At 53.4% G+C, this 12,642-nt stretch carries 13 protein-coding genes; 5 read left to right on the top strand and 8 right to left on the bottom strand.

The genetic code is table 11. The features are described 5' to 3' along the window. Positions 1-218: 218 nt before the first annotated feature. Positions 219-650, top strand: coding sequence for a DUF488 domain-containing protein (locus INT21_RS10940; RefSeq protein ID WP_089038527.1), 432 nt, complete (start codon positions 219-221; stop codon positions 648-650). 83 nt (positions 651-733) lie between these two features. Here the strand turns inward: INT21_RS10940 and INT21_RS10945 are convergent, their stop codons facing one another. The 6 genes from INT21_RS10945 to INT21_RS10970 form a co-directional block, all read right to left on the bottom strand. Beyond that, positions 734-1,300 carry a YIP1 family protein gene (locus tag INT21_RS10945; protein ID WP_319022692.1) on the bottom strand — a complete coding sequence of 189 codons (567 nt, stop codon included), beginning with the start codon at positions 1,298-1,300 and terminating at the stop codon, positions 734-736. Between the two features lie 208 nt (positions 1,301-1,508). Continuing rightward, complete coding sequence (locus tag INT21_RS10950; protein ID WP_193085183.1) at positions 1,509-3,002, bottom strand: MFS transporter; 1,494 nt, start codon at positions 3,000-3,002, stop codon at positions 1,509-1,511. 57 nt (positions 3,003-3,059) lie between these two features. Further along, a complete protein-coding gene (locus INT21_RS10955) occupies positions 3,060-3,518 on the bottom strand; it encodes a universal stress protein (protein WP_193085184.1) in 459 nt (152 codons plus the stop codon). A 92-nt stretch (positions 3,519-3,610) separates the two neighbouring features. Beyond that, the gene (locus tag INT21_RS10960; RefSeq protein ID WP_193085185.1) at positions 3,611-5,203 is read right to left on the bottom strand and encodes an antiporter; all 1,593 of its coding nucleotides are present in this window, start codon (positions 5,201-5,203) and stop codon (positions 3,611-3,613) included. 238 nt (positions 5,204-5,441) lie between these two features. Then, positions 5,442-6,110: a two-component system response regulator NarL gene (narL, locus tag INT21_RS10965; protein ID WP_193085186.1), complete on the bottom strand. Its 669-nt coding sequence runs from the start codon at positions 6,108-6,110 to the stop codon at positions 5,442-5,444. Continuing rightward, on the bottom strand, positions 6,110-8,008 hold the full coding sequence (locus INT21_RS10970; protein ID WP_193085187.1) for a type IV pili methyl-accepting chemotaxis transducer N-terminal domain-containing protein: 1,899 nt from the start codon (positions 8,006-8,008) through the stop codon (positions 6,110-6,112). The genes narL and INT21_RS10970 overlap by 1 nt, the downstream gene beginning before the upstream one ends. Before the next feature lie 177 nt (positions 8,009-8,185). On the opposite strand from INT21_RS10970, the gene INT21_RS10975 reads away from it, so the two are divergent. From INT21_RS10975 to INT21_RS10985, 3 genes are all read left to right on the top strand, one after another. After that, the gene (locus INT21_RS10975) at positions 8,186-8,755 is read left to right on the top strand and encodes a hypothetical protein (protein WP_226930625.1); all 570 of its coding nucleotides are present in this window, start codon (positions 8,186-8,188) and stop codon (positions 8,753-8,755) included. A 70-nt stretch (positions 8,756-8,825) separates the two neighbouring features. Continuing rightward, positions 8,826-9,233, top strand: coding sequence for a ribonucleotide reductase subunit alpha (locus tag INT21_RS10980; RefSeq protein ID WP_226930626.1), 408 nt, complete (start codon positions 8,826-8,828; stop codon positions 9,231-9,233). Between the two features lie 11 nt (positions 9,234-9,244). Further along, a complete protein-coding gene (locus tag INT21_RS10985) occupies positions 9,245-9,631 on the top strand; it encodes a SirB2 family protein (protein ID WP_193085189.1) in 387 nt (128 codons plus the stop codon). Here INT21_RS10985 and INT21_RS10990 read toward each other — a convergent pair whose 3' ends face one another. Further along, entirely contained in the window at positions 9,632-9,982 is a 351-nt protein-coding gene (locus tag INT21_RS10990) for a DUF488 domain-containing protein (protein ID WP_193085190.1), read from the bottom strand. It lies immediately after the preceding gene. A 116-nt stretch (positions 9,983-10,098) separates the two neighbouring features. After that, positions 10,099-11,271, bottom strand: coding sequence for an NO-inducible flavohemoprotein (gene hmpA, locus INT21_RS10995; RefSeq protein WP_193085191.1), 1,173 nt, complete (start codon positions 11,269-11,271; stop codon positions 10,099-10,101). 158 nt (positions 11,272-11,429) lie between these two features. Between hmpA and INT21_RS11000 the strand changes: the two genes are divergently transcribed. Further along, a complete protein-coding gene (locus tag INT21_RS11000; RefSeq protein WP_193085192.1) occupies positions 11,430-12,641 on the top strand; it encodes an NnrS family protein in 1,212 nt (403 codons plus the stop codon). The last annotated feature ends 1 nt before the right edge of the window (position 12,642 follow it).

The following is a 12,642-nucleotide window of genomic DNA, read 5'->3' on the forward strand; positions in this document are numbered from 1 at the left end:
TTACGGAAAAAGTAACTCGATAACTTTTGCATAACCACTTAGTAGGACATACAAGCTCTATTCCAGTTTCAAAGACTCGTTATGGCTTAATGCTATCTATCGATAAAAGCTATCTACCTAATTTTCTCTTAGTTAATTAATCGAGCATCGCTGCTATGCTGTTATTTATATAAGTTACTCGCTGAAGCCATGAGCACCCTGGCAGAGGTATGTAATCGATGTCATATGAAATAACGCTTAAGCGCATATATGCGCCGATAGAGGATCACGACGGCACTCGCGTGTTGGTTGATCGGTTATACCCTAACGGGCTGTCTTCAAGCTTCCTTGCACTGAATGAATGGTACCCGGAGATAGCTCCTGCATCTCAACTATGCCGTCAGTATCGTCAGCAAAAAATCAGTAAACCACGCTTTCTTGAGCGTTATAGCAGTGAGCTGAAGGCGTGCCCTGATAAGCTACTGCCTTTAATGATATTCGCACGCGCGGGGCGAGTGACCCTGCTCACTGCCGCTCGTCAAATTGACGATTCCCACCTTCCAGTAATCAAAGAGCTGGTGCTATCAGCGCTCGAAGAGGAAGACGCGAGTGATCGTGAATTTTGCTCATCGCCCTGCCTGGCGCACACATTACCCACTTCTCAACGTTAGACCGTTTGCTTCACGCGTCATCATTGGGCTTGATGATGACAGGTTTAGTGCCCCTGTAGGCCAGTGCACCTAATGTTAATCGCTTAATAAGCCCAGATAACCGCAAACAAAATACCCCATCCCAGAGCACTGGCAGCCATAATTGTGTAAGTGGCTGAGATAGTAGCAACATCAACTTCTTGCTGCGTACAGAGTGCTTGTAAGCCGTGGTAAATTAAGCTGCAAGAGATACCCAGCCCGCTGAGTATAATCACGACATTAAAAAATAAGTTGGGTACCAGGAGTGCCAACGACGAGGCAAATAAAGGCAGTGGTGCAAGCCCGGCAAGTAAGTAGGCATCTTGATAGCTAATAGATAGCTCTTCAGTTCCATTGACTACAGCGTAGATTACCCACCCGATCACAAAAAAACTCACTATCTCTGCAAGGAAAATAATGGAGGTGATAAAACGCCACTCTCGGCCAGCAAAACCAGTCATAAATGTATCGCCGTAATGGCTGCCCGCATAATAGAGCAGTATTGGCGGCAAGAGCGACATAGGTAAAACTACCCGCCACGCTAGTAAAGGAATGGAGGGGCAGGAAGTCTGTAACTCTTTCCAGCCTTCACGATGGTTGAAGGGTAATTTGAGAAAAGTGAGTGCTCGCACTTCAGGACTCCCTTGGAGGTGTAATTTCAATGATTAGGTGCTCTAAATTAGCGAGTTAGCCATAGTTGAGTATGTGGTAAACAGAGTTGGGAAAATGACTAAAAAAATTAAGTGTGCTGTGTGGCATTTCGGTTAGTTGCTGAACAATAGAGGCACTGTCCGAATCCAATCGACGCGAACAGTACCGTGCTACAGATGACTCTAACGTTTAGTGCTTGGCACTCTGTAAAGCCTGTTCTTCGATGTCTCTATCAACAGAAGAGACGTAGTACTCGTCATCGAAAGCGCCTTCTGGCTCCTTGAGCCACACCAAGCAGATAACCCAACTGATGAAAGCGCCGGTCGCGATGATGTAGAAGAACTGCGATGGAGTGACAAACGTAAAGATGGTTAGGTAAACCACCGCGCCAACATTACCGTAAGCGCCGGCCATACCGGATATCTGCCCAGTGATGCGGCGCTTGATGGAGGGAATGATACCGAAGGTTGCTCCCTCGGCCCCTTGCACGAAAATCGAGGTGCCAATGGTCACCGCAATGGCCAGAATGAGCGGCCAACTTGAATTGAGCATGGCCATCAGCAAGAACCCAACGCTAATGCCAAACATGTAGCACAGCATCACGAAACGACGGTTGCCCATGCGGTCGGAAACCATGCCGCCCATGGGGCGCGCCACCAGATTGACGAAAGCGAACGATGCAGCAATCAGGCCAGCGGTAGCGGCATTCAGGCCCCAAGTCTCCTCAAAGAACATGGGCAGCATCGACACCACCGCCAGTTCAGCACCAAAGTTGGCAAAATAGGTGCTGTTAAGCGCCGCCACACTGTTGAACGAGTACTTATCATCCTCCGGTACCCCCTTACGCAGGATCGGTAGGTTGACTCTCAAGATCTGGACAATTTGATAGATGACGATCGCAATAATGGCTAGATAAGCGATGACGGCACCCGTAACCGATAAATAGCCCATATATTGAATTCGCCAGACTAGAATGGCGAGTACGCCGACCAGTGGAATCGTCCAGATGATCAGCTTGATCATATCGCCCCAGGAACTCACTTCCATGGCAGCGGATTTGCGTGGTTTCCGGTGAGCCTGGGCATCCGGGCCATCGGTAATCGCGAACCAGTAGTAAATACCGTAAGCGGCCATAACAATAGCGCTTTGGGCGATGGCCCAGCGCCAGCCATCGGCGCCGCCGTACATGTTCAAGGCGATGGTCGGCAGCGACATGGCCGCGACGGCGGAGCCGAAGTTACCCCAGCCAGCGTAGAAGCCTTCGGCGAAGCCGATGTCCTTGGGCTTGAACCACAACGCCGTCATGTGGATACCGACCACGAAGCTGGCGCCAATCGAGCTCAGTACCAAGCGTGCCACGAGCAGCTGCGTCATGCTGTTACCGAAAGCAAACGCCAGCGCCGGTAGCGACATAGTGACCATGAGCACCGAGAACACCCGTCGCGGGCCGAATCGATCCAGTGCCATACCAACGATAATGCGCGCGGGAATCGTTAAGGCGACGTTGCAGATAGCGAACAGCTTGAGGTCATCCGTGGTCAGCCAGTCGACGCTCTTGAGCATGCTCGACGCGAGCGGCGCCATGTTGAACCACACGTAAAAGGTAATAAAGAAGGCAATCCAGGTCAGGTGCAAGGCCCGAATTTCGGGGCTGCGAAACTTGAATACAGCGGAAACTTTCATGGTCGTATCGTCCTGTGTTCCTAGGGAGATTTTTACCAAAGGAGGGGTAGGGGCTGCTCAAGGGCTGGGTAGAATCAACAAGGGGCAATCGGCTCGCCGGGCCAGGAACGAGCTGACGCTGCCAAACGTCATGTAGTCGAGTTCATCAACAAAATAAGTCAACGACTTGGCGATGATGCCGCCGTCCGGCTGATGGCTATGGCGGGCAATCACCAGTAGGTCAGGCGAGAGTTTGCGGGTGGCCTGAAGCAGCATCTTGCGTGCGTCACCCTCGGCGAAAAGCTGCTCGGCTTGGAAGCCCTCGCCGATGGCGAATGCCATACCCTCCTGAAGGTGCTGTTTAACCTCATCGTGCTCCTGCTGAAAAAGCACCTCGTTGTTATCGGTAGCGTCGAGTGGGTTTTCCACCACGCCGACCAGTATCAGCAGAGGTTGGTTACAGCGGAACATATTGACGACCTGAGCAAGAGCCAGCTTGGCGTTTCGCGAACCGTCATAGGCGATCATGATTTTCATGGTGTCCTCCCGCAGTGGGGTAGGGGGAAAAGACCCGGCGCTTGGCTCCGGGCGTAAAGAAGCAAGCTATATTTAGGAGTTGTTAACCTAGCTCACGGGTTCTTAACGTAGGCACTCTTGCGTAGATAGAACCACCAGTTGATGACCAGGCAGATGGTGTAGAAGACCGCAAAGCCATACATGGCAAGTTCTGGTGTGCCGGCCTGGATTTGCTCGCCCATTACCCGCGGGGCGATGAAGGCGCCATAGGCAGCGACGGCAGAGGTCCAGCCAAGAACCGGGCCTTTCTGCTGCTGGTCGAAAATCACCCCGATGCTGCGGAAGGTAGAGCCGTTGCCGATACCACTGGCGGCGAATAACACGATGAATAGCAGCAGGAATAGCCAGAAGAATTGATTAGGATCGGTGGCGTTATAGGCCTGCATCATCACGTAGCCAGTGGCGACAGAGGCGACCACCATGACCGCAGAGATTATTTGGGTAACGATGGAGCCGCCCACTTTGTCGGAGATCCATCCGCCCAGCGGACGAATCAGAGCGCCTACGAAGGGGCCTATCCAGGCCCAGGTTAAAGCGCTGGGCGCCTCTGGGTTGGCCACGCGAATCAGCGTGCCATCGGCAGTGGCTTCCATCATGTTGCCGAAGATGACGTTGATAGAGAGTGGCAGGGCTGCAGAGAAGCCGATAAAGGAGCCGAAGGTCAGAATATAGAGGATGGTCATTGACCAGGTGTGCTTATTGGAAAATATCGCGAACTGCTTCTGGATATTAGGCTTGATATCGCCAGGAATCAGGCGCAACAACACCAGGGTCAGAACAATGGTTAGAGGTAGGGCAATCCACATATTAAGCCAGCCGAGCGCTAACATACCGATGATCGCGGTCACCATGCCGACGCCGTAGAGGCCTAATATTTTGCTGAAAGCCGCCAGCGGCGAACCAGGGTTGGGCGTAATAGTGCGGAGATTATTCATGCCGAACCAACCAGCGAACGCTAATGGGATCAGAAATACGAGCCAGATAAAGCCTGCATTCTGGATCCAGGTGTCGGTACCTGCTTCGATTCGGCCGATCAACGTACCGCTAGCGCTTTGCAATTCCATCGGCGAACCGGCCATAGCGCCAAAAATGCCGACGGTCATTACCAGTGGGATGACAATCTGCATGGTAGTGACGCCGAAATTACCCAGGCCTGCATTCATGCCCAGGGCGTAACCTTGCTGTTTGCTGGGATAAAAAGTGGAAATGTTGCTCATTGAACAAGCGAAGTTACCGCCACCGATACCGGAAAGTAGCGCCAACGCCTGGAATACCCAAAACGGCGTGCCTGGGTTCATCAAGGCGATACCAGTGCCGGCAGCGGGGATCATCAATAGCGCGGTGGTCAGGAAGATAGTGTTACGCCCGCCAGCGATGCGTATCATGAACGATGCTGGGATGCGTAGTGTGGCACCCGCTAGACCGGCAAGCGCCGTCAGTGAAAATAGCTGGTTAACCGTGAACGAAAAACCCAGGTTCTGCATCTGGGTGGTAATCATTCCCCACATCATCCAGACAGCGAATCCCATCAGCAGGCTGGGGATGGATATCCATAGATTGCGGTTGGCGATGTGCTTGCCTTCCTGTTCCCAGAATTGGGCGTCTTCGACATCCCACTTTTCAATGTCGGCATTTCTCTTGCTCATGGCGATTTCCCCTTGGCATCAAACCTATCTGCATCTAGCAGTTAGCAAGCAAGATACGCTGGGGGAAGACATTGGGAAATAGGTGAAAATAACATGAAAAACAGCGACATACCTCTTGAGAGGTAGTCGCTGAAAAGCCTGGGTTGATTGATTTTAAAGAGAAAAAATCGACAGGGGGTAAAGGCGGGTCAGAGCAAAAGTACTCTGGGAGTCTTTGGAGGTAACCACACAGAACTGACTAGTGATCGATACCTTCCTGGACTGCCCAGACGGCGGCTTCGACACGCGAGCGTAAGTTGAGCTTTTTGAGCAGATGCTTGACGTGAACCTTGACCGTGCCTTCGGTAATATCCAGCTTGCGCGCGATGAGCTTGTTGGAGAGCCCGCCAGCAAGCTGTTGTAGAATTTCGCGTTCACGCTGCGTCAGACTATGAATATCCGGAGTGGTGGGGGCATTGCGCTGATTACGCAGCGCTTCAGCGAGTAGGGCGGTTAGACTTTCGCTGATGACCATGCGTCCCAAAGCAGCTTGACGCAGCTGGCGCACCATGTCTTCAGGCTCCATATCCTTTAGCAGATAACCGTCGGCACCGTTGCGTAGCGCCGCGACCACATCATCCTCATGGTCGGAAACAGTGAACATCACCACACGGCCGCTATAGTTGGCTTCCCGTAGGCGGCGCAAGGCTTCTAAGCCATTAACGCCCGGCATGTTTAAATCCAGTAAAACCAAGTCAGGCTCCAGTTTGAGAGCCAGTGCAATGCCCTCTTCAGGGTCGCCCGTCTCGCCAACCAGTTCAAGATCGTCCTCTAGTTCAAGCAGCTGTATCACGCCACGCCGTAGTAGCGGGTGGTCATCAATAATCATTAGCGTGGCGGGTGTATCGTTGGCGGTGGTCAGCGTCATTAAGAAGTCCCTGTACCTAAGTGAGAGTCTGAGGCAGCCGTTACAGGCTGCTGCTGAATTAAGCGAGCGGTCAACGGGGTGAAGGCTATCTCAATGCTGGCTCCCCCTGCGGGGCGATTGGTGATACTCAACTCCCCGTTCAGGGTAGTGGTTCGGTCGCGAATGATCACCAAACCGTAGTGCATAGGCGGCGAGCTATCGTCTTCCAGGCCGATACCATCATCCTCAATACGCACTAGCAGGCGAGCATCGGCGAAATGCACAGTGACCCCAGCCCAGTGGGCTTGGGCGTGCTTGTGAGTATTGGCCAGCGCCTCGCGAATGATCTGCAGGACGTGAATTTCTTCATTGGGATTAAGTAGGTAAGGCGGCACATCGTAGTCAAGCTCGACCGTTATCGCCATGCGCTGGCTAAACTCTTCGATGGTTTGGCGTAAGGCAAATTGCAGCCCTGGCCCCTCTAGTTTGAGCCGGAAGGTAGTAAGCAGTTCACGCAGTTGACGATAGGCACTGTTTAAACCGGTACGCAGCTCGTCGAATACCGCAGACTGCATCTCTCGAGAGGCGTCTTTTTGCTGCATACGTTCGAGTCGCGCAACCTGCATCTTTAGATAAGAGAGCGATTGGGCTAGCGAGTCGTGAAGTTCGCGGGCAATGATGGTTCGCTCGTTGATCAGCGTGACGTGCTGCTGCTCCTCGATACGCCGCTGCAGGTACACCGCCGTGGCCAACTGGTCGGCTAACATGGTGAGTAACCGGCGGGTGCTATCGTTGAGCCGCTCCTGGTGATACCACACTTCCAGGGTGCCAAGCAGCGTGTCACCGACGCTAATCGGTAGCAGTAAGCACTGTGACTGGTTATTGGACACCATCTCCAAGGGTCGAGGATCAATCAGGCAGGCGTGGCACTCCTGGTCACGGCAATACTCTGGCCGGGTACGCGAGTGGGTTTCTAAAACCGGCATTTCCCGTTGGTCGAAGGGGTCGTTTAGGGAAAGCCGAATCGGCCCGATATCGAGCAGCTTTTCCAGTTCGCGCAGCATAGGTGCTGCGCTAGAGCAAAGGTCGTTACCGCCGCCATACAGCGAACGGCTAGCATCATGCATTACTCGTAGTGCTTGGTTACTGCGCTCAAGTTCCTGTTTCTTGCGCGATACCTTGTCTTCTAATGCGGCGTAGCTGGTTGCCAGCTCGGCAGACATCTTATTAAAGGTGTGGCCCAGTAAAGCCAGCTCATCACTGCCGCGTAGCTCTGAACGTGGCTTGAAATTACGCTGCGCCGCCTCGCGGGCAAGCACCATCAGTTGGCGCAGCGGTACTACCAGGTTATGGCGAACATCGTAAAGGGCTATCGAAACCACAATAGCGATCAGTACCAGAAAAAGCAGTTGCATCATCCCCAGTAGCCGCACCTTGGCCTCGGTGCTCTGCTCCAGATAGGTCACTAGCACTTCAATGTCACTGACCATCTCAACGATCATCATTTCTAGCGTAGCGAGGTCTAGCGCCGTGGCAGCGGCCGGAGCCTCAAGTGCTGGGCGAAGCGAGTGCTGCCAGTAGTTCTGAAGTTTTTCCAGTTGGCGGCGGCGCTCATGACGATCGTCAATGGGGATCGTTTGTTGTAGCGTTGTGCCATACAAACGTTGATCGAAGCTCGAAATCAGTCCTTCGAGCTGTTTTGCGCTTGTCTTCTCTGGAGCATACTCCAGGCGTTGCAAGGCTCCCATAATCTGATAGGCATTCATGCGTAATGAGCCAGCGACATTAATCGCAGCCGCATCGCCACGGCTGCTGTTAGACATTGTCATGGTCAGGGTGATACTGATGAGTGCCATCCCGCTAATGGCAAGCAGAGACGCAATGATGCGAGCAACCAGGGAGCGCTGAAGTAATTTCATGGCATTTCCGATAGCGCGGAAGAGGTAAGGGAGTGTGGCACTATCTGCATTTCGATACGAGGGCTATTCCTTTGGGGTTAGCCAGCCTACCTCCGATGCCTTTTTGACCTACGCCCAGTATTTACCGACAATTCTGGCATGTCTTCCGATGTCTTTATACCCTCGCTGGGAAACGCCATGCCATCACCCGTGCCGCCTCCCACGTTGGAGACATCAACACAGCCAGTAAATGGTTATCAGTTGCTGGTAGCCATGCTGCTAATGCCGCTAGCAAGCGCTTTAGCGGTGGCGACCTGGACACTTTATGCTCTGCTTGCAAAGCAGCCTGTCTATGTGTTGGTACCGTTGATGAGTGGTGTGCTGTTGGCGTGGCCGGCCTGGTATATCGCCAAACGGGGCGACACCTGCCGCTTGATGCAGTGGCTATTATTGGGGCTAGCGTTGGCGCTGGGCGGGTTTGGAATGGCTAGCCAGCCGTGGGAGTTTTTGTTGATGGGTGCTGGGCTTGGACTGGGAGGGGCGGTGATTACCACCGGCATCGCCCACGCCCAAGGCTGGATGCCTGGCCGCTGGGTGTGTCTTTGTGTCGTCCTTTTTCTGGCGTTAGCGGCAGGTGTCGGGCTTTCCCTGCGAATAGCACCTCTGGTCGTCCAAGCCTATGGTTGGCGGGCGGCGCCACTTAGCCTGCTGATCCCTCTGTTTATGGTAATGCTGCTGCTGTGGCTTTTCGTAGCGTCACCCGAGTGATGCCGCCTATTAGTCTGACTTGTTCATTCTTGCCGACTGATTCTTAATTACTAGCGATAGGGCTCATTTTATGACCACCGATTTTATGACTATAGCGACGTTTGCCGATTTACTGCAGGAAGCACGTAAACAACCTAAGCCCCAGCGCCTGCTGTTTGTGTTCGTGCGCGCAGAGCTGCCCGATTTCCCTGATGCTGAACAGCGTCGTCGCTTCGAACAGGGTGAAGGGGGTGTGCTGGTGCCGGTAGTCTGCGTAGATAAGTCGACGCAGGAATTGACCAGTATGGCGGCGTTGGTCGAGGAGTCACGCCGTACCGAGATCGAATGGGATCTAGTTTTCAGCGCTGCCATGGACGACCCAAAAGATGATACCGAGGTTGAACGCCAGCTTCAGCGTATGATGGAGTCGCTGCAAATGGGTAATATCACCGCCTATCTTGCTTTCGATCATCACGGCAATGCGGTTAACGTCGGCTAGGGACGGTTACCATGGAGCACTATTTCCTCATCAAGCACCTGCACATGACGGCCGCTGCGCTGAGCATCACGCTCTTCGTAGTGCGTGCCTGGTGGTCGGTGCAGGAAAGCCCGCGACTCAACGCCCGTTGGGTCAAGGTATTGCCTCATCTTATTGATACGGCTCTGTTGGGACTGGGGGTGACTTTGATGGTATTGCTTTCCGTATGGCCCTGGCAGCTTCCCTGGCTTGGCGCCAAGCTATTAGCACTGCTGGCCTATATCGGTATTGGTACCATTGCAATTAAACGTGGGGCCACGCCAGCGGTGCGAGCCCTAGCCGCGGTAGTGGCGGTGGCTATCTTCGCCTATATGGTGGGGGCCGCTATTCACCACAGCCCGCTTTCCTGGTTGGGCTGATTATTTCAGCATTCTTAAGTATTGGCGAAGTACTTCGGCATTGTTGTGGCGCTCTTCCTTGGAGGCGAACACCAGAGTAACTCGCTCTTTCCTGGCACGTTGTGCAAGGTCACGAAGAGTCTCGCGATAGGACGTTAATTCTTTGAGATAGCGTCGACGGAAGTCATTCCAATCGAGTGAACCATTATGAAACGCTTTGCGAAGCTCGCTGCTCGGTGCAATTTCCTTACGCCACTCATTAATTTTAGCATCCTCCTTGGACACCCCACGTGGCCAGATACCATCGACGAGAACACGATAACCATCCTTGTTGTGTGGTGAGTCGTAGGCACGCTTTAATTCGATTTCCATAGCCACCTCCGTATTACTTTGGCCTCTGTTTAAGCCTAGTAAAGTTGAGCAGGGGTTCATAGGACCCCCTGCCTTTAATAGGTAGCCAAGAACTAGGTGGCCCTTACCGGTCATTATTAAGCTGCGTCGAGTGGGCGTGAGGGGCCAAAGTGCTCAAAGTGTCGGCGATCTTCGTCAACCCCCAGTTCGGACAAAGCGCTGTTAATCGCTGTCATAAATCCTTGAGGGCCGACGAAATAGCAGCGTGCCTTAAGATCAGGCAGGTAGTGAGCTAATAAGCTGCGGTCGATACGACCAATATGTTCGGCTTCATTGCCGCGCTCATGAATGCGGACAGCCTTAAGGCGTTGAGGATACTCGCTCTTCAGTGCGTCTAATTCACCTTTAAAGGCCTGATGTTCGGCATCCAGGGCAGCGTGTAGATAGATGACTTGCCGCCCAAGGGACAAGGCATGTCTTGCCATGGGGAGCAGGGGCGTTTGACCAACGCCGCCACTGGCAAGCAGTAGGGGCTCGTCACCCTCAACCAAGGTAAGGTCACCCGCTGGTGGTAACAGTTCCAGGGTGTCGCCTGGTTGTAAGACATCGTGGAAGTGGCGGCTGACTTGGCCCTGTTCTTCGCGTTTGATCGAGATTCGATAGCTTTGACCATTCGGCGTGTCTGAGAGACTGTAATGCCGATAAACCAGCTCGCCATTAATGGTTAGACGTACACCGATATACTGCCCCGGCTCATGGTCAGCCACACGACCACCATCCTCGGGCTCAAGGATAAAAGAGCGAATTAAAGCACTTTCCTGCTGGGTACTGGCAATCTTGAAACGGCGTGTGCCACGCCATCCGCCAGGGCGCTGTTCAAACTCACGATAGCGCTGATCTTCCAGGTCAATTAACAGGGCGGCAAGCTCGTTATATAGAGCACCCCACGCATCGGCGATTTCCGGGGTGACAGCTTCACCCAGCACTTCGCCAATGGCCGCCAGTAGGCATTCACCGACAATAGGGTACTGTTCGGGAAGAATGCCTAGCGAGACGTGTTTGCTGACCACAACATCCAGAGTTGCGCGCGCCTGAGCTGGATTGCCACGTAGTTGAACATAGGCCAACACGGCGTTGGCCAGTGCGCGGGGCTGACCACCGCTTTGCTGGTGTACCTCATTAAAGAGGGGCTTAACCTCTGGATAGCGGGTGAACATCAGTGGATAGAAGCGTTGGGTAATCGCATTTAGGTGTTCGGCCACGATGGGGGCTGTCGCGTTAATCAGCTTTTCCTGCTCATGTGTTAGCACTGTTACTACCTCGATACTTTAAGATGTATTATGAATGCATCTTAAATCCACAGGCCTTTAAATGCTAGCCATAAGATGTATTTTTGATGCATGTCATGGTCTTTGTTGGTGGCTAGGCGCACACTCATATTTCCAAGTAAATTAGTCGGGATTACGCCATGCCAACGACCACCTCATCCCAGCCTGCTTCTAAGCTTGAGCATTTACCCTTAATGCGCTTGGCTTTTAGGCCTTTCTTTCTGCTGGCCGCGCTGTTTAGTGTGGCGTCCCTTTTGGTGTGGTTGGCCTTCTGGCACGGCACTATTTTGCTGCGACCTTATGGCGGTCTGGTGTTCTGGCATCAGCATGAAATGTTGTTTGGCTTTGCCGCGGCGGTGGTAGCGGGATTTTTACTAACCGCTGTGCGTAACTGGACAGGGTTGCCGAGTTTAAACGGCGGGCCGCTATTGGGTCTGGTGGTGCTATGGCTATTGGGTAGGGGGCTGATGGCTTTCCCCATGGGGCTGCCGGAGTGGCTGCTGCTGGCGGTTGACCTAGCGTTTCTGCCAATTGTCGCTATGGTTATGGCGCGTCTAGTTATCACCGCAAAGCGTTGGCGCAACTTGATCTTTGTACCTGTGCTGTTGCTGTTTGCCACGGCTAATCTGGCGATGCACTTAGGAGTCATGCAGGGTGATGCCGAGCTGATCCGCCAAGCCGCCTACTTAGCCGTACTGTTAATCACACTGATGATGACCGTAGTGGGTGGGCGCGTAATTGCCATGTTTACCGCCAATCGTTTAGGACGCACCAAACCTGAACCTATTGCTTTACTCGAAGGAGTTACGCTGGTGAGTACGGCTGGCGTCGTGCTGCTGCAGCTGGTCACCATGTTGGGAGTTGCCATTCCTGCTGTTTTAATGGGGGGAGTGATGCTCTTAGCGGCGTTGGCCAACACTGTTCGCATGGCGCGTTGGGGTGGGCTGCATAGCTGGCGTGAACCTTTACTTTGGGGGCTGCACGGCAGCTACGCCTGCATTCCACTAGGGCTTATTATGTGGGTCTTGGCACTCATGGGGCTGATGCGCGTTGAACTTGCCGTGCACGCCCTGACCATTGGCGGTATGGGCACCATGATGCTTGCCATGATGGCCAGGGTTTCGCTAGGCCATACGGGCCGCCCCATACGCACATTGCCTGGTATTGGTGTGGCGCTAGGCTTAATGCTAATAGCCGCCTTAGTGCGCTCACCCGTTTTGGCGTTATTTCCCCAGATTACCCACTGGACCTATACGCTGAGCATCATCTTCTGGTGCTTAGCCTACGCAATATTTCTCGCGCACTACACTTGGCCGCTGATGCAGGCGCGAGTCGACGGTCAGGATGGCTAGG

The sequence above is a fragment of the Halomonas sp. 3F2F genome (assembly GCF_014897805.1).
Taxonomy (GTDB): domain Bacteria; phylum Pseudomonadota; class Gammaproteobacteria; order Pseudomonadales; family Halomonadaceae; genus Vreelandella.

Bases quoted from the DNA above. Each gene is read 5' to 3' on its own strand.
- INT21_RS10960 (WP_193085185.1), bottom strand. From the start codon at position 5,203: ATGAGCAAGAGAAATGCCGACATTGAAAAGTGGGATGTCGAAGACGCC.
- INT21_RS11000 (WP_193085192.1), top strand. From the start codon at position 11,430: ATGCCAACGACCACCTCATCCCAGCCTGCTTCTAAGCTTGAGCATTTA.
- INT21_RS10955 (WP_193085184.1), bottom strand. From the start codon at position 3,518: ATGAAAATCATGATCGCCTATGACGGTTCGCGAAACGCCAAGCTGGCT.
- INT21_RS10985 (WP_193085189.1), top strand. From the start codon at position 9,245: ATGGAGCACTATTTCCTCATCAAGCACCTGCACATGACGGCCGCTGCG.
- INT21_RS10950 (WP_193085183.1), bottom strand. From the start codon at position 3,002: ATGAAAGTTTCCGCTGTATTCAAGTTTCGCAGCCCCGAAATTCGGGCC.
- INT21_RS10970 (WP_193085187.1), bottom strand. From the start codon at position 8,008: ATGAAATTACTTCAGCGCTCCCTGGTTGCTCGCATCATTGCGTCTCTG.
- INT21_RS10940 (WP_089038527.1), top strand. From the start codon at position 219: ATGTCATATGAAATAACGCTTAAGCGCATATATGCGCCGATAGAGGAT.
- INT21_RS10975 (WP_226930625.1), top strand. From the start codon at position 8,186: ATGCCATCACCCGTGCCGCCTCCCACGTTGGAGACATCAACACAGCCA.
- narL (WP_193085186.1), bottom strand. From the start codon at position 6,110: ATGACGCTGACCACCGCCAACGATACACCCGCCACGCTAATGATTATT.
- INT21_RS10990 (WP_193085190.1), bottom strand. From the start codon at position 9,982: ATGGAAATCGAATTAAAGCGTGCCTACGACTCACCACACAACAAGGAT.
- INT21_RS10980 (WP_226930626.1), top strand. From the start codon at position 8,826: ATGACCACCGATTTTATGACTATAGCGACGTTTGCCGATTTACTGCAG.